19 protein-coding genes are annotated in these 23,688 nt (G+C 72.0%); 8 read left to right on the forward strand and 11 right to left on the reverse strand.

Annotation, left to right across the window (positions count from 1 at the left end; genetic code table 11):
* Nucleotides 1-162 precede the first annotated feature (162 nt).
* Nucleotides 163-513: a chorismate mutase gene (locus tag LQ326_RS27745; protein ID WP_234541254.1), complete on the reverse strand. Its 351-nt coding sequence runs from the start codon at nucleotides 511-513 to the stop codon at nucleotides 163-165.
* Between the two features lie 34 nt (nucleotides 514-547).
* Nucleotides 548-1,444 carry a helix-turn-helix domain-containing protein gene (locus LQ326_RS27750; RefSeq protein WP_234541424.1) on the reverse strand — a complete coding sequence of 299 codons (897 nt, stop codon included), beginning with the start codon at nucleotides 1,442-1,444 and terminating at the stop codon, nucleotides 548-550.
* A gap of 123 nt (nucleotides 1,445-1,567) precedes the next feature.
* Here LQ326_RS27750 and LQ326_RS27755 point away from each other — a divergent pair, with 123 nt between their 5' ends.
* Together LQ326_RS27755 and LQ326_RS27760 are read left to right on the forward strand one after the other, a co-directional pair.
* Nucleotides 1,568-3,319 (forward strand): glycoside hydrolase family 35 protein, encoded by a 1,752-nt coding sequence (locus tag LQ326_RS27755; protein ID WP_234541257.1) that lies wholly within the window; start codon nucleotides 1,568-1,570, stop codon nucleotides 3,317-3,319.
* Nucleotides 3,320-3,557: 238 nt separating this feature from the next.
* Nucleotides 3,558-4,448, forward strand: a complete 891-nt coding sequence (locus LQ326_RS27760; RefSeq protein ID WP_234541267.1) for a hypothetical protein — start codon at nucleotides 3,558-3,560, stop codon at nucleotides 4,446-4,448.
* 9 nt (nucleotides 4,449-4,457) lie between these two features.
* Here the strand turns inward: LQ326_RS27760 and LQ326_RS27765 are convergent, their stop codons facing one another.
* Together LQ326_RS27765 and LQ326_RS27770 are read right to left on the reverse strand one after the other, a co-directional pair.
* Nucleotides 4,458-5,480 (reverse strand): SDR family oxidoreductase, encoded by a 1,023-nt coding sequence (locus tag LQ326_RS27765; protein ID WP_234541269.1) that lies wholly within the window; start codon nucleotides 5,478-5,480, stop codon nucleotides 4,458-4,460.
* Nucleotide 5,481: 1 nt separating this feature from the next.
* Complete coding sequence (locus LQ326_RS27770) at nucleotides 5,482-6,240, reverse strand: SDR family oxidoreductase (protein ID WP_234541271.1); 759 nt, start codon at nucleotides 6,238-6,240, stop codon at nucleotides 5,482-5,484.
* 101 nt (nucleotides 6,241-6,341) lie between these two features.
* Here LQ326_RS27770 and LQ326_RS27775 point away from each other — a divergent pair, with 101 nt between their 5' ends.
* From LQ326_RS27775 to LQ326_RS27790, 4 genes are all read left to right on the forward strand, one after another.
* Nucleotides 6,342-7,094, forward strand: a complete 753-nt coding sequence (locus LQ326_RS27775; RefSeq protein ID WP_234541281.1) for an enoyl-CoA hydratase family protein — start codon at nucleotides 6,342-6,344, stop codon at nucleotides 7,092-7,094.
* Nucleotides 7,087-7,935 (forward strand): CoA transferase subunit A, encoded by an 849-nt coding sequence (locus LQ326_RS27780; RefSeq protein ID WP_234541282.1) that lies wholly within the window; start codon nucleotides 7,087-7,089, stop codon nucleotides 7,933-7,935. Before LQ326_RS27775 ends, LQ326_RS27780 begins: the two co-directional genes overlap by 8 nt.
* Before the next feature lie 71 nt (nucleotides 7,936-8,006).
* The gene (locus tag LQ326_RS27785) at nucleotides 8,007-8,729 is read left to right on the forward strand and encodes a CoA-transferase subunit beta (RefSeq protein WP_234541284.1); all 723 of its coding nucleotides are present in this window, start codon (nucleotides 8,007-8,009) and stop codon (nucleotides 8,727-8,729) included.
* On the forward strand, nucleotides 8,729-9,778 hold the full coding sequence (locus LQ326_RS27790) for an NAD(P)H-dependent flavin oxidoreductase (protein WP_234541286.1): 1,050 nt from the start codon (nucleotides 8,729-8,731) through the stop codon (nucleotides 9,776-9,778). Before LQ326_RS27785 ends, LQ326_RS27790 begins: the two co-directional genes overlap by 1 nt.
* A 186-nt stretch (nucleotides 9,779-9,964) precedes the next feature.
* On the opposite strand, the gene LQ326_RS27795 is transcribed toward LQ326_RS27790, so the two are convergent.
* From LQ326_RS27795 to LQ326_RS27805, 3 genes are read right to left on the reverse strand one after another with little or no spacing between them, the layout of a single operon-like run.
* Nucleotides 9,965-11,122 carry an acetyl-CoA C-acetyltransferase gene (locus LQ326_RS27795; protein ID WP_234541297.1) on the reverse strand — a complete coding sequence of 386 codons (1,158 nt, stop codon included), beginning with the start codon at nucleotides 11,120-11,122 and terminating at the stop codon, nucleotides 9,965-9,967.
* A gap of 22 nt (nucleotides 11,123-11,144) precedes the next feature.
* Nucleotides 11,145-11,780 (reverse strand): TetR/AcrR family transcriptional regulator, encoded by a 636-nt coding sequence (locus tag LQ326_RS27800; protein WP_372496968.1) that lies wholly within the window; start codon nucleotides 11,778-11,780, stop codon nucleotides 11,145-11,147.
* Between the two features lie 15 nt (nucleotides 11,781-11,795).
* Complete coding sequence (locus tag LQ326_RS27805; protein ID WP_234541306.1) at nucleotides 11,796-12,596, reverse strand: SDR family oxidoreductase; 801 nt, start codon at nucleotides 12,594-12,596, stop codon at nucleotides 11,796-11,798.
* A 53-nt stretch (nucleotides 12,597-12,649) separates the two neighbouring features.
* Between LQ326_RS27805 and LQ326_RS27810 the strand changes: the two genes are divergently transcribed.
* On the forward strand, nucleotides 12,650-13,789 hold the full coding sequence (locus LQ326_RS27810) for an acyl-CoA dehydrogenase family protein (protein ID WP_234541425.1): 1,140 nt from the start codon (nucleotides 12,650-12,652) through the stop codon (nucleotides 13,787-13,789).
* 1 nt (nucleotide 13,790) lies between these two features.
* A complete protein-coding gene (locus LQ326_RS27815) occupies nucleotides 13,791-14,753 on the forward strand; it encodes an acyl-CoA dehydrogenase family protein (protein ID WP_234541307.1) in 963 nt (320 codons plus the stop codon).
* Nucleotides 14,754-14,853: 100 nt separating this feature from the next.
* Here the strand turns inward: LQ326_RS27815 and qcrB are convergent, their stop codons facing one another.
* From qcrB to gltB, 4 genes are all read right to left on the reverse strand, one after another.
* Nucleotides 14,854-16,515, reverse strand: a complete 1,662-nt coding sequence (gene qcrB, locus LQ326_RS27820; protein ID WP_234541309.1) for a cytochrome bc1 complex cytochrome b subunit — start codon at nucleotides 16,513-16,515, stop codon at nucleotides 14,854-14,856.
* 106 nt (nucleotides 16,516-16,621) lie between these two features.
* Complete coding sequence (locus LQ326_RS27825) at nucleotides 16,622-17,347, reverse strand: vWA domain-containing protein (RefSeq protein ID WP_234541311.1); 726 nt, start codon at nucleotides 17,345-17,347, stop codon at nucleotides 16,622-16,624.
* Between the two features lie 150 nt (nucleotides 17,348-17,497).
* Nucleotides 17,498-18,958, reverse strand: coding sequence for a glutamate synthase subunit beta (locus LQ326_RS27830; RefSeq protein ID WP_234541313.1), 1,461 nt, complete (start codon nucleotides 18,956-18,958; stop codon nucleotides 17,498-17,500).
* Nucleotides 18,951-23,546 (reverse strand): glutamate synthase large subunit, encoded by a 4,596-nt coding sequence (gene gltB, locus LQ326_RS27835; protein WP_234541316.1) that lies wholly within the window; start codon nucleotides 23,544-23,546, stop codon nucleotides 18,951-18,953. The genes LQ326_RS27830 and gltB overlap by 8 nt, the downstream gene beginning before the upstream one ends.
* Nucleotides 23,547-23,688: the final 142 nt, after the last annotated feature.

The raw sequence follows: 23,688 nt of genomic DNA on the forward strand, positions 1-23,688 counted from the left end.
GAAAGCGCGAGCCAGGGTGCGAGCGGGGGTGCGACGGCGCTGGTGAACGCGCCCCCGCGCCCGGAGCGCCTGTTCGAGCGCCTGGTCACCGCACGGGGGGGCGCCCCCGCGGTGCCGGGCGCTCTTCAGGGCGTGCTTCGAGGCGTTCGGCGGGTGCCCGGGTCAGTGCCCGTCCGTCTCCCGGCCGTTGACGGTGTGCTCGGCGATGGACTCGTGATGCCTGATCACCTCGGCGATGATGAAGTTCAGGAACTTCTCGGCGAAGGCCGGGTCGAGCTTGGCGTTCTCGGCGAGGGCGCGCAGCCGGGCGATCTGCCGGGCCTCGCGGGCCGGGTCGGCCGGGGGCAGCCGGTGGACCGCCTTGAGGCGGCCGACCTGCTGGGTGGCCTTGAAGCGTTCGGCGAGCATGTGGACGACGGCCGCGTCGATGTTGTCGATGCTGTCGCGCAGCCGGCCGAGTTCCTCGCGGACGGCGGGGTCGACTTCACCGGTACCGGTGTTGCTGGTGGTCATGGACGTCAACCCTAAGGGGGCGGCGGGGCGATCCCTAAGGGCCGTGGGCGGGTTCGGCCACCGGCGGACCCGGTTCGCCGTCCGCCCGAAGGCCCTCGTTCTGAAGGCCCTCGTTCCAGTCGTCGGGCACGGCCCGGCTCTGCTGGGCGCGGAAGCGCACGGGGGCCGCCCCGACCCGGCGGGTGAACAGGCGGGAGAAGTAGGCCGGATCGTCGTAGCCGACGCGGCGGGCGACGGCGGCGACGGACAGTCCGGTGGTGGCGAGGAGTTCCTGGGCGCGACCGAGCCGGATGCCGATCAGATAGTCCTTGGGGCTGCATCCGGCGACCCGGCGGACGGCGGTGCGCAGCTCGGCCGGGGTCATGCCGTGCCGGGCCGCGTGGTCGGCGACGGTCATCCCGGTGCAGGCGTCCCGGGCCAGCGCGTGCAGCACCGGGTCGCCGTCCGGCGCGAGGTCGGCACGCGCGCGGCGCAGGGCGACCAGGAGCTCGTGCACGGCGGCGCCGGTCTCGACCTCCAGGAGGGGGTTGCCCTGGCGGGCGGCCCGGGCGAGGCGGGCGATGACGTCACGGGGTCCGGTGGTGTCCGAGAGGGGCACCACGGGCCGCTCGGGCTCGATGTAGCCGAGTTCCGTGTAGGTCGCGGTGTCGGGCCCGGTGAAAGTCACGAAGGCCTCGTCCCAGCCGCTGTCCGGGTCGGGGCCGTAGTGGTGCGGGACGCCGGGTGTGAGCCACACCAGCGCGGGCGCGGTGACGGTGGTGCGGCGCCCATCGGGCGTCCGGTACCAGCCCCGGCCCGAGCTGATCACCACGGCGACGTGACCGTCCAGCACGCGCGGGCCGACGGCGGGCACCGCGCCGTACTGGAGGCCGACACCGAGGCAGACCAGGCCGAGGCGGTGGTGGACGGCGCCGGGTGTGAAGAACCGCATCCAGGTGCGGAAGACCGGCGCTCCCTGCGGCACTGCGCGCCCCTTCCGTGCGTCTCTTCCGTCCAAGTGCTGCTTGATCTTTGTCCATGGTCCCGGCGCGCGCCAGCAGGCCAAGGTGAGCGTATGAGCGACTTCACGGTGGGTGAAACCGATTTCCTGCTGGACGGCCGGCCGGTACGGCTGCTGTCCGGCGCGGTGCACTACTTCCGGGTCCACGAGGAGCAGTGGGGCCACCGGCTCGCGCTGCTGCGGGCCATGGGGCTGAACTGCGTGGAGACGTACGTCCCGTGGAACCTGCACGAGCCGCATCCCGGCGGCTTCCGGGCCGTGGGGTCTCTCGGCCGCTTCCTGGACGCGGCCAGGAAGGCGGGCCTGTGGGCGATCGTGCGCCCGGGGCCGTACATCTGCGCGGAGTGGGAGAACGGCGGGCTGCCGCACTGGGTGACGGGCGAGCTGGGCGCGCGGGCACGCACGCGTGACGAGCGGTTCCTCCGCTACGTGGACCGCTGGTTCCGCCGGCTGCTGCCCGAGATCGTGTCCCGGCAGCTGGACCGGGGCGGCCCGGTGATCATGGTGCAGGTCGAGAACGAGTACGGCAGCTACGGCTCCGACGCGGCCTACCTGGCCCACCTCACCGACCTGCTGCGGGCCGAGGGCGTCACGGTGCCGCTGGTCACCTCGGACGGCCCCGAGGACCACATGCTCAGCGGCGGCTCGGTCCCCGGGCTGCTCGCGACGGCGAACTTCGGCTCGCACGCGCGCGAGGCCTTCGAGACGCTGCGCCGCCACCAGCCGCACGGCCCGCTGATGTGCATGGAGTTCTGGTGCGGCTGGTTCGACCACTGGAGCGGCGAGCACGTCGTCCGGGACGCCGAGGACGCGACGGCGGCGCTGCGGGAGATCCTGGAGTGCGGGGCGTCGGTCAACGTGTACATGGCGCACGGCGGCACCAACTTCGCCGGCTGGGCCGGCGCCAACCGCCCCGGCGGCGAGCTGCACGAGGGCCCGCTGGAGGCGGACGTGACGTCGTACGACTACGACGCGCCGATCGACGAGTACGGCCGCCCCACGGAGAAGTTCTGGCGCTTTCGCGAGGTGCTCGCCGGGTACCACGACGGCCCGCTGCCCGAACTGCCGCCGGCGCCTCCCTCGTTGACTTCGCCGGCGGACGTGGAGCTGACCGCCTGGGCCTCCCTCTCCGGCGTCCTTGACGCCCTCGGCGGCCCGGAACGCGTCCACCCGGTCCCGCCCACCTTCGAGGAGCTGGACATCGCCCGGGGCCTGGTCCGCTACGAGGTGGACGTGCCGGGCCCGCGCCGGCCGTACCCGCTCACCGCGCGGGGCCTGCGCGACCTCGCGGCCGTGTACGTCGACGGCGAGCCGGCCGGGGTCCTCACCGAGGAGGAACCCCGGCTCGAGAAGCCGATCGCCGGCCCCGCGCGCGTGGAGCTCTGGGTGGAGTCCCTGGGCCGCGTCAACTACGGCCCCCGCTCCGGCGAGCCGAAGGGCATCACCGGAGGCCTCCTGCACGAGCGCCAGTTCCTGCACGGGGTACGCGCGCGCGGGCTCGACCTGGACGCGTTCGAGGGGGGCGTGGCCGCGGTGCCCTTCGGCCCGCTGCCGCAGGAGGGCGCCCCCGGCCTGTACCGGGGGACGGTGACGGTACGCGAGGCCGCGGACGCCCGCCTGGAACTGCCGGGCTGGACGAGGGGCTTCGTCTGGATCAACGGCTTCAACCTGGGCCGGTACTGGTCGACGGGCCCACAGCGGTCGCTGTACGTGCCGGGTCCGGTCCTGGAGAAGGGCGAGAACGAGGTCTGGGTCCTGGAGCTCCAGGGGACCGATGCCGGCGTCGTAGGAATACGCCCCGTCTGAGGCGGCCCGAAGGGCGCGGGGGCGTATCGGTGCGCGACTGCCGGCGCGAGGGTCGCGGGGGCGCATCTATGCGCGGCTGCGGCCCCGAGGGGCGCGGAGCCGTATCGGTGCGCGGCTGCCGCCGCGTGGGCGCGGGGCCCCCGGCCGGCGGCGTCCGCACAACCTTCCGCCCCCGGATTCTCCCCGTCCGCCGCATACTGTGAAAGAAGCTCTGGCGGCGTCTGTGGGGGTAAGGGACGTGGCGAACGGCGGCCCGGTGGAACACGGCTACCCGCACCTGGACACCGTGCGGGCCGCCATCACGGCGTTGTACCGGCGCCTGTCGTACGACACCGTCCAGACCTTCGCCACCAGCGTGCTCCCCGCCGACGTCGCGTTCTGCGACACCGACGATCTCCATCTCGGCTCGCAGCGCGTCGCCCGCGAGATCGTCCGGCACTTCCGGCTGCCCGACGCCCGCATGATCGTCGGCTTCAAGGACATGACCCACGCTGCGAACGTCGAACTCACCGCGGGCCCCGAGTACTTCGTCGAGCTGAACGACCGCTTCCGCACCCACCGCAGGGACATCGGCGCGGCCCTCGCCCACGAGGTGATGCACGTGTACCTGCACCGCCTGGACCTGTCCTTCCCCAGCGTCCGGGAGAACGAGATCCTCACCGACACGGCGACCACCTACCTCGGGGCCGGCTGGCTGCTCCTGGACGCGTACCGGGAGCACGGCGAGGCGTCCCAGAAGCTCGGCTACCTCACGCCGGAGGAGTTCGGCTACGTGCTGGCCAAGCGCTCCCTCGTCTTCCACGAGGATCCGTCGGTGTGGTTCACCAGCCCGCAGGCCTACACCGCGTACCAGAAGGGCATGGCCAGGGCCCGCCAGGACGAGGAGCAGCCGCCGCTGACCGCGGCGGGCTGGGCGGGCCGCCGCCGCTATGCCCGCGACCGCCGTCACGCCCCCGCCGCGCCGCCCGCGCAGCCCGGTGCCTCCTACGCCTTCACCCCCGACAGCAGCGGCCGGCTGCGGGTCTCGTTCCCGTGCCCGACCTGCCACCAGCGGATCCGGGTGCCGGTCCGCGGCCGGGTCCGGGCCCGGTGCGCGCTGTGCCGGACGGTACTGGAGTGCGACACCTAGGACCTCCCCTCAGGCCCCGTACACCGCTCCCGGCGCCGCCGCCTCGGCCAGCAGCTTCAGTGCCGTCTCGCCCGCCTCGGCCGGGGTCCGGCGGGCGCCCTTGTCGGCGGTCGGGCCCGGCCGCCAGCCCTCCATGACGGTGATCCGGCCGCCCTCGGCCTCGAACACCCGCCCGGTGACCCCGGCGCTCGCGGCGGAGCCCAGCCAGACCACGAGCGGGGAGACGTTCTCGGGTGCCATGGCGTCGAAGCCGGTGTCCGGGGCGGCCATGGTCGCGGCGAAGGCGCGCTCGGTCATCCGGGTGCGGGCGGCCGGGGCGATGGCGTTGACCTGGATGCCGTAGCGGGCCAGTTCGGCCGCTGCGACCAGGGTGAGGCCGATGATGCCGGCCTTGGCGGCGCTGTAGTTGCCCTGACCGACCGAGCCCAGCAGGCCCGCGCCGCTGCTGGTGTTGACGACGCGGGCGACCGGGGTGCGGCCCGCCTTGGCCTCGGCCCGCCAGTGCGCGGCCGCGTGCCGCAGCGGCAGGAAATGGCCCTTGAGATGCACCCGCATGACCGCGTCCCAGTCGTCCTCGCCGAGGTTGACGAGCATGCGGTCGCGCAGGAAGCCGGCGTTGTTGACGAGGGTGTCGAGGCGGCCGTAGGCGTCCAGGGCCGCTGCCACCAGGGACTCGGCACCGGCCTCGGTCGCGATGTCGCCGCCGTGCGCCACCGCCTCCCCGCCGGCCGCCCGGATCTCGGCGACGACCGCCTCGGCGGGACCGGCTGGGCCCGAAGGACCGGCGGGGCCCGAAGAGAAGGCGGGGCCCGAAGAGAAGGCTGGGCCTGAAGACACGGCGGGGCCCGAAGAAGAGGCGGCGCCTGAAGAAACGGCGGGGCTGTCGGCGCCCGGCACGCCGTCGAGGCCGACGCCGAGGTCGTTGACGACGACCCGGGCGCCCTCGGCGGCGAACGCGAGCGCGTGGGCCCGGCCGAGCCCACGCCCGGCACCCGTGACGACCACGACCCGGCCCGTGCAGATTCCGCTCATCTCACTCCTCCTTGTCGGACGGTCCGTTGACATCCGCCGCGTCCAGAAAGGCGGGCCGCTCCCCGCCCCCGTGCACGAGCAGGCTCGCCCCGCTGATGTAGGCGGCCGCGTCGGAGGCGAGGAAGACGGCGGCGGCGCCGACGTCGGACGGGACGGCGAGGCGGCCGAGCGGCACGGTGCGGGAGACGGCGTCGACGCCGTCCTGGCCGCCGTAGTGGAGGTGGGCCAGCTCGGTGCGGACCATGCCGACCACGAGCGTGTTGACCCGGACCTCCGGCGCCCACTCCACCGCCATGGACCGGGCGAGGTTCTCCAGTCCCGCCTTGGCCGCCCCGTAGGCGGCGGAGCCCGGCGAGGGGCGGCCGCCGCTGACGCTGCCGATCATCACCACCGCCCCCCGGGCCCGCCGGAGGTGCTCGTAGGCGGCGAGGGAGGCGGTCAGCGGCGTGACGAGGTTGAGCTCGATCACCCGGGCGTGCCGCTCGGAGTCCGCGTCGGCGAGCCGCCGGTAGGGGGTGCCGCCCGCGTTGTTGACGAGCACGTCGACCCGGGGCAGGGCGTCGAAGAAGGCCCGCACGGCGGGCGGGTCGCGCAGGTCGAGAGGGGTGAATTCGACGCCGTCGACGGGTTGTTCGGGCGGCCGGCGGGCACAGGCCAGGACATGGGCGCCGGTCGCGGCGAAGGCCCGGGCGATCCCCGCGCCCACCCCCCTGGTACCGCCCGTGACCACGACGGTCCTGCCGCTCGGCGACTTGTCCACAGGGCCTCCCGCTTGTCCGCACCGGCTGCTAGCTTCGAAGCCTCACACCTAACAAATGTTTGGTGGAAAGGCAGCTGAGTGCGAAGGTAGCTGATGCGTCCATGGGTGTCTCCACCTCGTGTCCGGAAAAGGGAATCGCGGTCGTCACGGTCGATCACCCGCCGGTGAACGCACTGCCGGTGCGCGGCTGGTTCACGCTGGCCCAGGCCGTGCGCGCGGCGGGCCGCGACCCCGCGACCCGGTGCGTCGTGCTGACAGCGCTGGGCCGGGGGTTCAACGCGGGTGTGGACATCAAGGAGATCCAGGCGGAGGGGAACGAGGCACTGCTCGGCGTCAACCGGGGCTGTGCGGAGGCCTTCGCGGCGGTACACGAGTGCGAGACACCCGTGGTGGCGGCGGTGCACGGCTTCTGCCTGGGCGGCGGCATAGGCCTGGTGGGCAACGCGGACGCGATCGTGGCCAGCGAGGACGCCGTCTTCGGGCTGCCCGAGCTGGACCGGGGCGCCCTGGGCGCGGCCACCCACCTGGCCCGCCTGGTCCCGCCGCATCTGATGCGGACGCTGTACTACACCTCGCGCACGGCGACCGCGGCCGAACTGCACGCCCATGGTTCGGTGTGGCGGGTCGTACCGCGCGAGGAGCTGCTGTCCGCGGCACTGGAGCTGGCCCGGGAGATAGCCGCCAAGGACGGCCGGCTGCTGCGCCTGGCCAAGGCCGCCATCAACGGCATCGACCCCGTCGACGTGCGGCGCAGCTACCGCTTCGAGCAGGGCTTCACCTTCGAGGCCGCCCTCAGCGGGGTGGCCGACCGGATCCGTGACACCTTCGGGAAGGAGGGCGCGGGCAGTGACTGACAAGACGATGACCGCCGACGAGGCCGTCGCCCGGCTGGCCAGCGGCATGACCCTCGGCATCGGCGGCTGGGGTTCCCGGCGCAAGCCGATGTCCCTGGTCAGAGCGGTGCTCCGAAGCGGAATCGACGATCTGACCCTGGTCTCGTACGGCGGCCCGGACGTCGGGATGCTGGTAGCGGCCGGCCGGGTGCGCAAACTGGTGACGGCCTTCGTCACCCTTGACTCCGTCCCGCTCGAACCGAACTACCGCGCGGCTCGCGAACGCGGCGCGTTCGAGCTGATGGAAGTCGACGAGGGCATGTTCATGTGGGGCCTGCACGCGGCGGCGAACCGGCTGCCCTTCCTGCCGGTGCGCGCGGGGATCGGCTCGGACGTCATGCGGGTCGACCCCGGCCTGCGGACGGTCACCTCGCCCTACGACGACGGGGAGACGTTCGTGGCGATGCCCGCGCTGCGCCTGGACGCGGCCCTGGTGCACGTCAACCGGGCGGACCGGCTGGGCAACGGACAGTATCTGGGCCCGGACCCGTACTTCGACGATCTGTTCTGTGAGGCGGCGGACGCGGCCTACGTCTCCTGCGAGCGGATCGTGGACACGGCCGAGCTGACGAAGGAGGCGGCCGTGCAGTCGCTGCTGGTGAAGCGGCTGAACGTGACGGGCGTGGTGGAGGCGCCGGGCGGCGCGCACTTCACGTCGTGCGCTCCCGACTACGGGCGGGACGAGGACTTCCAGCGGCTGTACGCGACGACCCCGTGGGCGGAGTTCGCCGAGCGGTTCCTGGCCGGGGACGAGCAGGCGTACCGCGCGGCGGTGCGGGACTGGCAGGAGGGGCGAGGGTGAGGGACGTACCGCACACGGACACGGGCACACCGCACACGGAACCGCCGCACACGGGGGTATCGCACACGGAGGTGTCGCGCTCCGAGTACTGCGTGATCGCCTGCGCGGAGGCCTGGCGCGGGTCGGGTGAGATCCTGGCGAGCCCGATGGGCCTGATCCCCTCCCTCGGCGCCCGCCTGGCCCGGCTGACCTTCGCGCCGGACCTGCTGCTGACCGACGGCGAGGCGACACTGGTCCGCCCGGACGGGACGCCCGAGGGCTGGCTGCCCTACCGGCAGCACCTGGCCCTGGTCTCCGGCGGACGCCGGCACGTGATGATGGGCGCGAGCCAGCTCGACCGGTACGGCAACCAGAACATCTCCTGCATCGGCGACTGGTCCCGCCCCCGGCGCCAGTTGCTGGGCGTGCGTGGCGCGCCCCTGAACACACTGAACAACCCGACGAGTTACTGGGTCCCGAAGCACTCCCGGCGGGTGTTCGTACCCAAGGTCGACATGGTGTGCGGGGTGGGGTACGACCGGGTCGCCGCGCACCCGGGCACGGAGCGCTTCCACCGCATCCCGAGGGTCGTCACCGATCTGGCCGTCCTCGACTTCGAGACCCCCGACCGCTCGATGCGGCTGGCGGCGCTGCACCCGGGGGTGAGCGTGGACCGGGTCCGGGAGGCGACGGACTTCGAGCTGACCGTGCCGGACGAGGTGCCCTGCACCAGGGAGCCCACCGGCGAGGAGCTGCGGCTGATCCGTGAGGTGCTGGATCCGGCCGGCGCCCGGGCCAGGGAGGTCGCGGGCTGATGGAGACCGCGCTGACCCGGCTGGCCGGGATCCGGCACCCGATCGTGCAGACGGGCATGGGCTGGGTGGCGGGCCCCCGCCTGGTCTCGGCCACGGCCAACGCCGGAGCCCTCGGCATCCTGGCGTCCGCCACGATGACCCTGGACCAGCTGCGGGCCGCGATAGCCGAGGTGCGCTGCCGCACGGACGCCCCCTTCGGGGTGAACCTGCGGGCGGACGCGGCCGACGCCGGCGACCGGGTCCGGCTGATCGTCGAGGGCGGTGTGCGGGTGGCGTCCTTCGCGCTCGCCCCCTCCCCCGAGCTGATCGCCGAGCTGAAGGAGGCGGGGGTGGTGGTGATCCCGTCCGTCGGGGCGCGGCGGCACGCCGAGAAGGTGGCGGCGTGGGGTGCGGACGCGGTGATCGTGCAGGGCGGCGAGGGCGGCGGGCACACCGGCGAGGTCGCCACGAGCGTGCTGCTGCCGCAGGTGGTGGACGCGGTGCGGATACCGGTGGTGGCCGCCGGGGGTTTCTTCGACGGCCGGGGGCTGGTGGCGGCGCTGGCGTACGGGGCGGCGGGGGTCGCGATGGGCACGCGGTTCCTGCTCACCTCGGACTCGACGGTGCCGGACGCGGTGAAGGCGAGGTATCTGGCGGCGACGGTCAGGGACGTCACGGTCACCCGGGCGGTCGACGGGCTGCCGCACCGGATGCTGCGGACCGACCTGGTGACCGCGCTGGAGCGCTCGGGCCGGGCCCGGAGCCTGCTGCACGCGATACGGCGCGCGGCGGAGTTCCGGAAGCTGTCCGGGCTCACCTGGCGGCAGATGGTTCAGGACGGCCTGGCCCTCCGGCACGGCAAGGACCTGACGTGGAGCCAGGTCCTGCTGGCCGCGAACACGCCGATGCTGCTCAGATCGGCGATGGTGGAGGGCCGCACGGACCTCGGGGTGATGGCGTCCGGTCAGGTCGCCGGGGTGATCGACGACCTGCCGTCCTGCGCCGAGCTGGTGGAACGCGTCATGAAGGAGGCGGAGGAGGCGAGGGCGCGTCTCGCTGCCGCCCGATGAGCGCGACGTTCACAGCCGCTCCATGACCGTCACGTTCGCCTGTCCCCCGCCCTCGCACATCGACACCATCCCCAACGGCCCCCTCGCACTGCTCGGCCCCAGGGGGCCTCACAGGCTTCGGCGGCCTGCGACCGACTCCGTCCGCCGAAGTCGTGGCCAGGCCGCCCTACTCACTCCCGTACTCCGTCACAGCCGCTCGATGACCGTCACGTTCGCCTGTCCCCCGCCCTCGCACATCGTCTGGAGGCCGTAGCGGCCTCCGGTGCGTTCCAGTTCGTGGAGGAGGGTCGTCATCAGTTTGGCGCCGGTCGCGCCGAGGGGGTGGCCGAGGGCTATCGCGCCGCCGTTGACGTTGACCTTCGCGGGGTCGGCGCCGGTCTCCTTGAGCCAGGCGAGGACGACCGGGGCGAAGGCCTCATTGATCTCGACGAGGTCGAGGGCGTCGATGGTGAGGCCGGTCTTCTTCAGGGCGTGGGCGGTGGCCGGGATCGGGGCGGAGAGCATCCGGATGGGGTCCTCGCCGCGGACGGAGAGGTGGTGGACGCGGGCGCGCGGGCGCAACCCGTGTTCGCGGACCGCGCGTTCGGAGGCGAGGAGCAGGGCGGCGGCGCCGTCGGAGACCTGGGAGGAGCAGGCGGCGGTGATGGTGCCGCCGTCGAGGACCGGCTTCAGGGCGGCCATCTTCTCCAGGGAGGTGTCCCGGCGCGGCCCCTCGTCCACGGCGACCGGCCCGTAGGGGACCGTCTCCCGCTCGAAGCGCCCCTCGTCGATGGCGCGCAGGGCCCGCCGGTGGGAGCGCAGCGCGAACTCCTCCTGGTCCTGCCTGCTGATGCCCCACTTGGCGGCGATCATCTCGGCGCCGGCGAACTGGTTGACGGGCCGGGTGCCGTACCGGGCCCGCCAGCCCTCGCTGCCCAGGAAGGGGCCGTCGGTCAGTCCCAGGGGCTCGGCGGCCTGGCGGGAGGCGAAGGCGATGGGTATCTGGGACATGTTCTGGACACCGCCGGCGACCACCAGGTCCTGGGTGCCGGAGAGCACGGCCTGGGCGGCGAAGTGCACGGCCTGCTGCGAGGACCCGCACTGCCGGTCGACGGTGACGCCCGGCACCTCCTCGGGCAGCCCGGCGGCCAGCCAGCAGGTGCGGGCGATGTCACCGGCCTGCGGCCCCACCGCGTCGAGGCAGCCGAAGACGACGTCCTCGACGGCGGCCGGGTCCACTCCGGCCCGCGCGACCAGTTCCCTGAGCACATGCGCGCCCAGGTCGGCCGGGTGGACCGCGCTCAGTCCTCCCCCGCGCCGCCCGACGGGCGTCCGGACCGCTTCGACGATGTAGGCCTCGGCCATGGCAACTCCCCAATGCGTCACGTCACGTGCGTACGGCGATCCCGTCCAGCACCATCGAGAGGTACTGCCGGGCGATCTCCTCCGGGCTGTGCTGCCCGCCGGGCCGGTACCAGGAGGCGGCGACCCACACGGTGTCGCGCACGAACCGGTAGGTGAGGCGGACGTCGAGGTCGGCGCGGAAGACGCGCGCGGCGACCCCGCGCTCCAGCGTGGCCAGCCACGCCTTCTCGAACCTGTGCTGTGACTCGGCGAGGAAGCCGAACCGCTCCTGTGCGACCAGCTGCTTGCTCTCCTTCTGGTAGATGGCGACGGCGGCGCGGTGCCGGTCGATCTCCCTGAAGGACTCGGTGACCAGGGCTTCGAGGGTCTCGCGGGGACCGAGCCCGGCGGCCAGGACGGTGTCGTAGCCGTCCCAGAGCTCGTCGAGGAAGGTCCGCAAAATCTCCTCCAGCATCGACTCCTTGGAGTCGAAGTGGTAGTAGAGGCTGCCCGCGAGCATGCCCACGTGGTCCGCGATCTTGCGTACGGTGGTGGCGTTGTAGCCCTGCTCGGCGAAGACCTCGGCGGCGGTCTCGAGGAGTTCGCGGCGGCGGGCCTGAGTGGCGGCGGCCGCGGGCTTTCTCGTCGCGGTCACGTGGGGCTTCTTCTTGGTCGGCACGGGTACATTCTGGTCCTACGGGTGCTGGCTGCTGACGGAGACGACCTCGCCGGTGAGGTAGGAGGAGTAGCCGGACGCCAGGAAGACGATGGCGTTGGCCACCTCCCACGGCTCGGCGTACCGCCCGAAGGCCTCGCGGGCGGTGAGCTCCTCCAGCAGCTCGGCGGAGGTCACCTTCACCAGGTGCGGGTGCATGGCGAGGCTCGGTGCCACGGCGTTGACCCGCACGCCATACCCGGCCGCCTCGATCGCCGCACAGCGGGTCAGCGCCATCACCCCGGCCTTGGCGGCGGCGTAGTGGGCCTGTCCGGCCTGTGCCCGCCAGCCGACGACGGAGGAGTTGTTGACGATCACCCCGCCCTGCCCGCTCTCCCGGAAGTGCTCGCGGAAGAGCCGCAGGGCGGCCCGCACGCACCGGAAGGTTCCGTTGAGGGTGACGTCGAGCACGCGTGACCACTGGTCGTCACTCATGTCGACGAGAGCAGAAGTCCCGCCGAGACCCGCGTTGTTGACGACGATGTCCAGCCGTCCGTGGGTCCGCACGGCGGTGTCGAACAGGGCCCGCACCTGGGTCTCGTCGGTGACGTCGCAGGGCAGGGCGGTCACGGCTCCCGGATGGCGGCCGGCCAGCTCGGCCTCGTACTCCTTCAGCCGCCGCGCGTGCGCGTCGCTGATCAGCACGCGGGCGCCCTCCTCCAGGAAGCGGCGCGCGGTCGCCCCGCCGATCCCCGCCCCGGCCGCGGCGGTGACGACGGCGGTACGCCCCTCCAGCAGCCCGTGCCCGGGCACGTACTCCGGACTCTCGACGCCTGTCATGGGCCCACGCTAACCTACCAAACACTTGTTAGGGAAGGACGGTGACGGCGACCGTGGACCTGACCCACAGCCCGGCGGACGAGGAGTTCCGCGCCGAGGCCCGCGCCTGGCTGCGGGCGCACGTGCCGCGCCGCCCGCTCCCCTCCCTGGAGACGGCGGCGGGCTTCGCGGCGCACCGCGCCTGGGAGGCCGAACTGGCCGCGGACCGCTGGTCGGTGGTGTCCTGGCCCGAGGAGTACGGCGGCCGGGGCGCGGGGCTGCTGCGGTGGCTGGTCTTCGAGGAGGAGTACTGGGCGGCGGGCGCGCCCGGCCGGGTCGGCCAGAACGGCGTCAGCCTGCTCGCGCCGACCCTGTTCGAGCACGGGACGGAGGAGCAGCGTGCCCGGGTGCTGCCGTCGATGGCCACCGGGGAGGTGGTCTGGGCGCAGGCGTGGTCCGAGCCCGGGGCCGGTTCCGACCTGGCGTCCCTCACCTCCAGGGCGGTGCGCACGGACGGCGGCTGGCTGCTCCGCGGGCAGAAGACCTGGTCGTCACGGGCGGCCTTCGCGGACCGCGCGTTCGGCCTGTTCCGCAGCGAGCCGCACCGGCCCAGGCCGCACCAGGGGCTGACCTACCTGATGTTCGACCTGCGCGCGCCGGGGGTGACCGTGCGCCCGATCGGCCGCCTCGACGGGAAGCCGGCGTTCGCGGAGCTGTTCCTGGACGAGGTGTTCGTGCCCGACGAGGACGTGATCGGCGAGCCGGGCCAGGGCTGGCGGATCGCGATGTCGACGGCGGGGAACGAGCGGGGGCTGACGCTGCGGTCGCCGGGGCGGTTCCTGGCCGCCGCCGGCCGGCTGCGGGACCTCTGGCAGGCGCGGGGCGGCCCGGCGTCCACCGCGGACCGGGTGGCCGACGCCGTCGTCGGCGCCCGCGCGTACCAGCTGTTCACCTACGCGGCCGCAGCCCGCTTCCTGGACGGTGAGTCGCTCGGCCCCGAGTCCAGCCTGAACAAGGTGTTCTGGTCGGAGCTGGACCTGGCAATGCACGAGACGGCGCTCGATCTGCTCGGCGCGGAGGGCGAGTTGGCGGACACCACGTGGTCCGAGGGCTATGTCTTCGCCCTCGCCGGTCCGATCTACGCGGGCACCAACGAGATCCAGCGCGACATCATCGCCGAGCGGCTGCTCGGCCTCCCGAAGGGACGCCGCTGACATGCGTTTCCTCCTCGACACCGAGCAGCGGGACTTCGCCGGCGCGCTGCGGGCACTGCTGACGGCGGCGGACACACCGTCGGTGGTACGGGACTGGAGCCGCGGCGAGCGGGCGAGCGGGCGGACGCTGTGGGGCCGGGTCGCGGAGGCGGGGGTGTTCGGGCTGGCGGTGCCCGAGGAGTACGGCGGGGTGGGCCGCCGGCCCGTTGAACTCGCCGTCGCCTGCGTCGAGCTGGGGCGGCACGTGGTACCGGGGCCGGTGGCGGAGACGGTGGCGGCGGCCGTGCTGCTCGATGACGGCGAGGGCCTCGCCAAGCGGTTCCTGCCGGGGATCGCGTCGGGGGAGACCATGGCCACGGTCGCGTTCGAGAGCCACGGGTACGGGTTCGCGCTGGACGGGGACGCGGCCGATGTGCGGCTCGCGGCCACGCCGGAGGGCCTGCGCCTGTCCCCCGGCGCCGGAGCGGTACGCCAGTCCCTGGACCCCGCCCGCCGGCTCGCACCGCTCTTTCCCGCCGGTGAGCTGATCAGCGCGGAGCCGCCGTGGGCCGAGGCACTGGTCTGGGCCCGGCTGGCCACGGCCGCGCAGGCGCTGGGAGTGGGGCTGGCGCTGCTCGACAGAACGGTGGCGTACGTGAAGCAGCGGACGCAGTTCAACGTGCCCATCGGGTCGTTCCAGGCGGTCAGGCACCGGCTGGCCGATGTGAAGATCGCTCTGGAGTTCGCCCGGCCGATGGTCTTCGGGGCGGCGGTGACCATGGCTCCGGCGGATGTGGCCGCGGCGAAGCTCGGCGCGTGCGAGGCGGCCCACGCCGCGGCGCGGGCCGCGCTTCAGCTGCACGGGGCGATCGGCTACACCGCGGAGTACGAACTGTCGTTGTGGCTGACGAAGGCGCGGGCGTTGCGGGGGGCCTGGGGGGCACCGGAGGACTGCCGGCGAGACGTGCTCGAAGGTCGTACCTGAACTGCGGGCCGGTGGGGGCCTGTCGCGCCCAGGCGGCGGCAGCCGCATGTCGAGAACAGCCCCGCGCCCCTGGAAGAAGGGGCGTTGTCCCTCCGGGTGATCAATGGTGGTCCCCGCTCGTGATCTCCCGGTACTCCTCCTTCGTCGGCTTCGGGATGTGGGTGTCGGGGCCGAACATGCCCTTGGCCAGACCGGCCCGTACCCGCTGGGAGACGGTGACCTTGCGCCGTACCCCGTTCGCGTCCTCGGCCGGCCCGGTCTCGTACGGCGGGTTCTGTTCGTGCTGGGTCAGGACGAACAGGCGGTCCTGGCTGAGGGGTTCGTGGACCTCGATGTACTCGCCGTGCGGGAGCAGCTTGATGAGGCCGGTCTCCCTGCCGTGCAGGACCTTGTCGCGGTCCTGGCGCTGCAGGCCGAGGCAGATCCGTTTGGTGACGACGAAGGCGAGGACCGGGACGACGAAGACGGAGATCCGGACGAACCAGGTGATCGAGTTGATGGAGAGATGGAGATGGGTGGCGACGACGTCGTTGCCGCCGCCGACCAGCAGGACGAAGTAGAGGCTGAGCCAGGCCACGCCGAGGGCGGTGCGGACGGGGACGTTGCGCGGGCGGTCGAGGATGTGGTGCTCACGTCTGTCGCCGGTGATCCACGCCTCGACGAACGGGTAGATGCCGATGGCCAGCAGGAAGAGCGGGAAGAGCGAGAAGGGGATGAGGACGCCCAGTTCCAGGGTGTGACCCCAGGCGTTGATCTCCCAGCCGGGCATCACGCGGATCAGGCCCTCGGAGAAGCCGAGGTACCAGTCGGGCTGGGCACCGGTGGTCACCAGGTCGGGACGGTAGGGGCCGAAGGCCCACACCGGGTTGATGGTGGCGATGCCGCCGATGAGCGCGAGGATGCCGAAGACGAGGAAGAAGAAGCCGCCGGCCTTGGCCATGTAGACCGGCAGGAAGGGCATGCCGACCACGCTCTTCTGGTCGCGTCCGGGCGCCGGGTACTGGGTGTGCTTGTGGTAGAAGACCAGGATCAGGTGGGCGACGACCAGGCCCAGCATGATCCCGGGCAGCAGCAGCACGTGGATCGGGAAGAAGCGGGAGATGATGTCGTGGCCGGGGAACTCCCCGCCGAACAGGAACATCGAGAGGTACGAGCCGACGATCGGGATCGACAGGATCGCGCCGTCGGCGAACCGGACGCCGGTGCCGGAGAGCAGGTCGTCGGGGAGCGAGTAGCCGGTCAGGCCGGTGAGGATGGCGAGGAACAGCAGGGTCCACCCGAACAGCCAGTTGATCTCACGGGGCTTGCGGAAGGCGCCGGTGAAGAACACCCGCATCATGTGGACGAGCATGCCGGCCACGAAGACCAGCGCCGCCCAGTGGTGGATCTGCCGGATCAGCAGGCCGCCGCGCACGTCGAAGCTGATGTGCAGCGTCGACTCGTACGCTTTGGTCATGATGATGCCGTTCAGCGGCCGGTAGGTGCCGTGGTAGACCACCTCGGCGCCGCTGGGCTCGAAGAACAGGGTGAGGTAGATGCCCGTGAGGATCAGGATGAGGAAGCTGTAGAGGCAGACCTCGCCCAGCATGAAGGACCAGTGGTCCGGGAACACCTTGCGCATGTTCGCCTTGGCCAGGGCGTAGATCCCGAGCCGCCCGTCGGCCCAGTCGGCGAGCTTCTCGCCCTTGCCGGGCGGCTCCGCCCGGTCCGCGGAACTCCCCACCCGTGCCTGTCCGTTCACCGTTCGTGCGCCGTCGTCCATACGTCGCCCGCCTCCCCGCCGGATCACCCCTCAGGGTGGCACGGCAGACCCCCGGCAGCCAACGGTGCGGCGTCAAGTCGGCCGGGGCGGCCGAGTCGGCCCGCGGTCAGCCGGCGCGTACGATGCCCGCCGCCCGCGCCGCCGCCAGCCACTGCGGGAACTCGCCGACGAGACGGTCGTACAACTCGCCGTCCGGCACCTGCCGCGGGTCGGGACCCGCGTGGAAGAACCCCGCGTTGTCCACCACCCGCCTGCCCGGCACCGCCAGTTCGTCGAGCTTGCGCAGGAAGTCGAACTGTTTGCTGTGCGGGTCGCCGAAGCCGACGAACTGCCAGAACAGCGGCAGCCTGGCCGCCTTGCACAGGTAGCGTTCCGCGGCGAGCTTGTTGATCGGGCCGCCGTCGGTCTGGAAGACGACCAGGGCGGGATCGGTGGCACCGCTGTCCAGGTAGTGGTCGATCACCGCGTCCATGGCCAGGTGGTAGCTGGTCTTGCCCATGTGCCCGAGCCCGGCCGCGATCTTCTCGATGCGGCCGGTGTGTTCGGCCAGCTTGATGTCGGTGACCGCGTCGATGTCGGTGGAGAAGAAGACGACGGGGACCCGGCCGTCGTCGTCCAGGTGTGCGGAGAGGCCGAGCACCCGATCGGCGAGTGCCTGCACGCTGCCGTCCGCGTAGTACGGCTTCATCGAGCCGGAGTAGTCGACGACCAGGTAGACGGCGGCGCGCAGCCCGTCGAGGCCGTGCTTGGTGAGGGAGACACCGGCCGCCTTGTACGAGCCGGCCAGCGCGGGCGCGGTCCGCTCCACCTTGCTGAGACTGATCGCGGCCATGCTCTGTGCCCCCTCGCCCTGGTTCAGGAGGCCGAGGTTACTTGATCGTGAAAAGGCGACGGCGCCCGCCCTGTCGTCCGGTCGGGGACTGGGGGGCGGGCGCCGTCAGTGTCCGTACGCCTTTGTACGGGACGTCTGTTGAGGTGTGCCTCAGACCATCAGCGAGCGGTCCGTCGGGCGGATCGGGGCCGGGAGGTCGCTCACGCCCGTGAGGAAGCGGTCGACGCCCTTGGCTGCCGAACGGCCCTCGGCGATCGCCCAGACGATCAGGGACTGGCCGCGGCCCGCGTCACCGGCGACGAAGACGCCGGGGACGTTGGTCTGGAAGTCGGCGTCGCGGGCGATGTTGCCGCGCTCGTCGAGGTCGAGACCGAACTGCTCGACCAGGCCGTTGGCCCGGTCGGTGCCGGTGAAGCCCATGGCGAGGGTGACCAGCTGGGCCGGGATCCTGCGCTCGGTGCCCGGCTTCGGGGTGAGCTTGCCGTCGATGAACTCCACCTCGGTGAGGTGCAGCCACTGGACGTTGCCGTCCTCGTCGCCCTCGAAGTGGGTGGTGGAGACGGAGTAGACCCGCTCGCCGCCCTCCTCGTGCGCCGAGGTGACCTTGTAGAGCATCGGGAAGGTCGGCCACGGCTGGTTCGGCGCCCGGTCCTCGCCCGGCCTGGGCATGATCTCCAGCTGGGTGACCGAGGCCGCGCCCTGGCGGTGGGCGGTGCCCACGCAGTCCGCGCCGGTGTCGCCGCCGCCGATCACGATCACGTGCTTGCCCTCGGCCGAGACGGGAGAGGTGACGTAGTCGCCCTCCTGGACCTTGTTGGCCAGGGGCAGGTACTCCATGGCCTGGTAGACGCCCTTGAGCTCGCGGCCGGGGACCGGCAGGTCACGGGCGGTCGTGGCGCCGGCGGCGATGACGACCGCGTCGTACCGCTTCCTCAGGTCGGTCGCCTTGAGGTCGCGGCCGATCTCGATACCGGTACGGAAGCGGGTGCCCTCCGCGCGCATCTGCTCGATACGGCGGTTGATGTGCCGCTTCTCCATCTTGAACTCGGGGATGCCGTAGCGGAGCAGGCCGCCGACGCGGTCGGCGCGCTCGTAGACGGCGACGGTGTGACCGGCCCGGGTGAGCTGCTGGGCGGCGGCCAGGCCCGCGGGGCCCGAGCCGATGACGGCGACGGTCTTGCCGGACAGGCGCTCGGGGGCCTGCGCGGCGACCGTGCCCGCCTCCCACGCCTTGTCGATGATCGAGACCTCGACGTTCTTGATGGTGACGGCCGGCTGGTTGATGCCGAGCACGCACGCCGACTCACAGGGGGCCGGGCAGAGGCGACCGGTGAACTCCGGGAAGTTGTTGGTCGCGTGCAGCCGCTCGGAGGCGGCCGTCCAGTCCTCGCGGTAGGCGAAGTCGTTCCACTCGGGGATCAGGTTCCCGAGCGGACAGCCGTTGTGGCAGAACGGGATGCCGCAGTCCATGCACCGGCTGGCCTGCTCGCTGATGATCGGCAGCAGTGAGCCGGGGACGTAGACCTCGTTCCAGTCCTTGACGCGCTCGCTGACGGGACGGGTCTTGGCGACCTCACGGCCGTGCTTCAGGAAGCCCTTCGGGTCAGCCATTGATCGCCGCCTCCATCATCTTCTCGTGGGTCTCGGTCTCGGAGAGACCGGCTCGCTCGGCGGCGTCCTTGGCGGCGAGCACTGCCTTGTACGTGCTGGGGATGATCTTGCTGAACCGCTGCGCGGCCGTGTCCCAGTCGGCGAGCAGCTTCTCGGCGACCGTCGAGCCGGTCTCCTCGGCGTGCCGGCGCACCACGTCGTGCAGCCACTGCCTGTCGGCGTCGTCGAGGGCCTCGACGGCGCCGGCGTTGCCGGCGTTGACGTTGTCGACGTTCAGGTCGATCACGTACGCGACGCCACCGGACATGCCGGCCGCGAAGTTGCGGCCCGTCTCGCCGAGGACCACCGCGTGACCGCCGGTCATGTACTCGCAGCCGTGGTCGCCCACGCCCTCCGAGACGACCAGCGCGCCGGAGTTGCGGACGCAGAACCGCTCGCCGGTGCGGCCGCGCAGGAACAGCTCGCCGCCGGTCGCGCCGTACGCGATGGTGTTGCCCGCGATCGTCGAGAACTCGGCCAGGTGGTCGGCCGCCCGGTCCGGACGCACGATCACGCGGCCGCCCGAGAGGCCCTTGCCGACGTAGTCGTTGGCGTCGCCCTCCAGCCGGAGCGTGACACCGCGCGGCAGGAAGGCGCCGAAGGACTGGCCGGCCGAGCCGGTGAAGGTGATGTCGATGGTGTCGTCGGGCAGACCCGCGCCGCCGAACTTCTTCGTCACCTCGTGGCCGAGCATGGTGCCGACCGTGCGGTTGATGTTGCGGACCTTGACCTGGGCGCGCACCGGCTGGGCGTCGGTGGCGCTGGAGGCGGCCAGGGCGTCGGAGGCGAGCTTGATCAGCTCGTTGTCCAGGGCCTTCTCCAGGCCGTGGTCCTGCGCGACGGTCCGGTGCAGCGCCGCGCCCTCGGGCAGCTCGGGCACGTGGAAGAGCGGGGCCAGATCCAGGCCCTGCGCCTTCCAGTGGTTGACGGCCCGGGTGACGTCGAGCGTCTCGGCGTGGCCGACGGCCTCCTCGATGGAGCGGAAGCCCAGCTCGGCGAGGATCTCGCGGACCTCCTCCGCGATGAACTTGAAGAAGTTCACCACGTACTCGGCCTTGCCGGAGAAGCGGTCGCGCAGCACCGGGTTCTGGGTGGCGACGCCGACCGGGCAGGTGTCCAGGTGGCAGACACGCATCATGATGCAGCCGGAGACGACGAGCGGCGCGGTCGCGAAACCGAACTCCTCGGCGCCGAGCAGCGCGGCGATGACGACGTCACGGCCGGTCTTGAGCTGGCCGTCGGTCTGTACGACGATCCGGTCCCGCAGGCCGTTGAGCAGCAGGGTCTGCTGGGTCTCGGCGAGGCCGAGCTCCCAGGGGCCGCCCGCGTGCTTCAGCGAGGTCAGCGGGGAGGCGCCCGTACCGCCGTCGTGACCGGAGATGAGCACGACGTCCGCGTGGGCCTTGGACACACCGGCCGCGACCGTGCCGACGCCGACCTCGGAGACCAGCTTGACGTGAATCCGCGCCTTCGGGTTCGCGTTCTTGAGGTCGTGGATCAGCTGGGCCAGGTCCTCGATGGAGTAGATGTCGTGGTGCGGCGGCGGGGAGATCAGGCCGACACCCGGGGTGGAGTGCCGGGTCTTGGCGACCCACGGGTAGACCTTGTGGCCGGGCAGCTGGCCGCCCTCGCCGGGCTTGGCGCCCTGGGCCATCTTGATCTGGATGTCGTCGGCGTTGACCAGGTACTCGGAGGTCACGCCGAAGCGGCCGGAGGCGACCTGCTTGATGGCGGACCGGCGGGCCGGGTCGTACAGCCGGTCCGGGTCCTCGCCGCCCTCACCGGTGTTGGACTTGCCGCCCAGCTGGTTCATGGCGATGGCGAGGGTCTCGTGGGCCTCGCGCGAGATGGAGCCGTAGGACATGGCGCCGGTCGAGAACCGCTTGACGATCTCGGAGACCGGCTCGACCTCGTCGATGGAGATCGACGGGCGGTCGCTCTTGAAGCCGAACAGGCCGCGGAGCGTCATCAGCCGCTCGGACTGCTCGTTCACGCGGTCCGTGTACTTCTTGAAGATGTCGTAGCGGTTGGCGCGCGTCGAGTGCTGGAGGCGGAAGACCGTCTCCGGGTCGAACAGGTGCGGCTCGCCCTCGCGACGCCACTGGTACTCGCCGCCTATGTCGAGGGCGCGGTGCGCCGGCGCGATGCCGGAGGCCGGGTAGGCCTTGGCGTGGCGGGCGGCGACCTCCTTGGCGATGACGTCGATGCCGACGCCGCCGATCTTGGAGGCGGTGCCGTTGAAGTACTTCTCGACGAAGCCCTCTTCGAGACCGACGGCCTCGAAGACCTGGGCGCCGCGGTAGGAGGCGACCGTCGAGATGCCCATCTTGGACATGACCTTCAGGACGCCCTTGCCGAGGGCGTAGATCAGGTTGCGGATGGCCTGCTCGGACTCCATGCCCGGCAGGAAGGTGCCCGCGCGGACCAGGTCCTCGACGGACTCCATGGCCAGGTAGGGGTTGACGGCGGCGGCGCCGAAACCGATCAGCAGGGCGACGTGGTGGACCTCGCGGACGTCACCGGCCTCGACCAGCAGACCCACCTGGGTGCGCTGCTTGGTGCGGATGAGGTGGTGGTGGACGGCCGCGGTGAGCAGCAGCGACGGGATCGGCGCGTGCTCGGCGTCGGAGTGCCGGTCGGACAGCACGATCAGGCGGGCGCCGTTCTCGATGGCCGCGTCGGCCTCGGCGCAGATCTCGTCGATCCGCGCGGCGAGCGCCTCGCCGCCGCCGGAGACCCGGTACAGGCCGGAGAGGGTCGCGGCCTTGAAGCCGGGCATGTCGCCGTCGGCGTTGATGTGGATGAGCTTGGCCAGCTCGTCGTTGTCGATCACCGGGAAGGGCAGCACGACCGAGCGGCAGGAGGCGGCGTTCGGGTCGAGCAGGTTGCCCGAGGGGCCGAGCGACGAGCGCAGGCTCGTCACCAGCTCTTCCCGGATGGCGTCCAGCGGCGGGTTGGTGACCTGCGCGAACAGCTGGGTGAAGTAGTCGAAGAGCAGCCGGGGGCGCTCGCTGAGCGCCGCGATCGGCGAGTCGGTGCCCATGGAGCCGATCGGCTCGGCGCCGGCCTTGGCCATCGGCGCGAGGATGACGCGCAGCTCTTCCTCGGTGTAGCCGAAGGTCTGCTGGCGGCGGGTGACCGAGGCGTGGGTGTGCACGATGTGCTCGCGCTCGGGCAGGTCGCCCAGCTCGATCTCGCCGGCCTCCAGCCACTCCGCGTACGGCTGCGCGGTGACGAGGGCCGACTTGATCTCGTCGTCCTCGATGATGCGGTGCTCGGCGGTGTCGACGAGGAACATCTTGCCGGGCTGCAGCCGGCCCTTGCGGATGACCTTGGCGGGGTCGATGTCGAGGACGCCGACCTCGGAGGCGAGGACGACCAGGCCCTCGTCGGTGACCCAGTAGCGGCCGGGGCGCAGACCGTTGCGGTCGAGAACGGCGCCGACCTGGACGCCGTCGGTGAAGGTGACGGTGGCGGGGCCGTCCCAGGGCTCCATCATCGTGGCGTGGAAACCGTAGAAGGCGCGGCGGGCCGCGTCCATGGAGTCGTGGTTCTCCCACGCCTCCGGGATCATCATCAGCACGGAGTGCGGCAGCGAACGCCCGCCCAGGTGCAGGAGCTCCAGCACCTCGTCGAAGGACGCCGAGTCGGAGGCGTCGGGCGTACAGATCGGGAAGACGCGGTCCAGCTTGTCCTGCGGGCCGAACAGGTCGGAGACCAGCTGCGACTCGCGGGCGGCCATCCAGTTGCGGTTGCCCTTGACGGTGTTGATCTCACCGTTGTGGGCGACGAACCGGTAGGGGTGCGCGAGCGGCCACGACGGGAAGGTGTTCGTGGAGAACCGGGAGTGCACGAGCGCGATCGCGGACGCGAAGCGGCGGTCGGACAGGTCCGGGAAGAAGGGCTCGAGCTGGCCGGTGGTCAGCATGCCCTTGTAGACGATGGTCCGCGCGGACAGCGACGGGAAGTAGACGCCCACCTCGCGCTCGGCGCGCTTGCGCAGCACGAACGCCTTGCGGTCCAGCGCGATGCCCTCGCTGGCGTGGTCGGTGACGAAGACCTGCCGGAAGACCGGCATGGTGGAGCGGGCGGTGGCGCCGAGCAGCCCCGGGGCGACCGGAACCTCGCGCCAGCCGAGGACGGTGAGGCCCTCCTCGTCCGCGATCGTCTCGATCCGCGAGACGGCGTCCTGGGCACCGTCCTCCGGGAGGAAGGCGATACCGACGGCGTACGAACCGGCCGCCGGCAGCTCGAATCCGGCCACCTCGCGGAAGAAGGCGTCGGGCACCTGGGAGAGGATGCCCGCACCGTCACCCGAGTCGGGCTCGGAGCCGGTCGCGCCGCGGTGCTCCAGGTTGCGCAGAACCGTGAGTGCCTGCTCGACCAGCACATGGCTCGCCTCGCCGGTGAGGGTGGCCACGAAGCCGACGCCACAGGCGTCGCGCTCGTTGCGGGGGTCGTACATACCCTGCGCAGCAGGGCGAGCATCCATGAACGACCGATTCTGGCCATTCGTGGAGTGCTGGGACGGCTGGCGCGGCGTACGCATCGGCTCTCCCGTCGTCGTCAGTGGCATATAGCAGGTGCCGAGGGACGACGCTGGCCCTCTGCGTTTTTGTTGCGAAATTTCACGCAGGTTACATGATGGAGCGATTCTCGGGAACTGGATACACCGTTCCGACATGCGGACG

Origin of the sequence: Streptomyces shenzhenensis (genome assembly GCF_021462265.1) — a bacterium.
Lineage (GTDB): Bacteria > Actinomycetota > Actinomycetes > Streptomycetales > Streptomycetaceae > Streptomyces > Streptomyces shenzhenensis.

Coding starts and splice junctions, on each gene's coding strand:
- LQ326_RS27805 (WP_234541306.1), bottom strand. CDS start 12,596: ATGACAGGCGTCGAGAGTCCGGAGTACGTGCCCGGGCACGGGCTGCTG.
- LQ326_RS27825 (WP_234541311.1), bottom strand. CDS start 17,347: ATGGCCGCGATCAGTCTCAGCAAGGTGGAGCGGACCGCGCCCGCGCTG.
- LQ326_RS27750 (WP_234541424.1), bottom strand. CDS start 1,444: ATGCGGTTCTTCACACCCGGCGCCGTCCACCACCGCCTCGGCCTGGTC.
- LQ326_RS27795 (WP_234541297.1), bottom strand. CDS start 11,122: ATGGCCGAGGCCTACATCGTCGAAGCGGTCCGGACGCCCGTCGGGCGG.
- LQ326_RS27815 (WP_234541307.1), top strand. CDS start 13,791: ATGCGTTTCCTCCTCGACACCGAGCAGCGGGACTTCGCCGGCGCGCTG.
- qcrB (WP_234541309.1), bottom strand. CDS start 16,515: ATGGACGACGGCGCACGAACGGTGAACGGACAGGCACGGGTGGGGAGT.
- LQ326_RS27830 (WP_234541313.1), bottom strand. CDS start 18,958: ATGGCTGACCCGAAGGGCTTCCTGAAGCACGGCCGTGAGGTCGCCAAG.
- gltB (WP_234541316.1), bottom strand. CDS start 23,546: ATGCGTACGCCGCGCCAGCCGTCCCAGCACTCCACGAATGGCCAGAAT.
- LQ326_RS27765 (WP_234541269.1), bottom strand. CDS start 5,480: ATGAGCGGAATCTGCACGGGCCGGGTCGTGGTCGTCACGGGTGCCGGG.
- LQ326_RS27790 (WP_234541286.1), top strand. CDS start 8,729: ATGGAGACCGCGCTGACCCGGCTGGCCGGGATCCGGCACCCGATCGTG.
- LQ326_RS27755 (WP_234541257.1), top strand. CDS start 1,568: ATGAGCGACTTCACGGTGGGTGAAACCGATTTCCTGCTGGACGGCCGG.
- LQ326_RS27775 (WP_234541281.1), top strand. CDS start 6,342: ATGGGTGTCTCCACCTCGTGTCCGGAAAAGGGAATCGCGGTCGTCACG.
- LQ326_RS27745 (WP_234541254.1), bottom strand. CDS start 513: ATGACCACCAGCAACACCGGTACCGGTGAAGTCGACCCCGCCGTCCGC.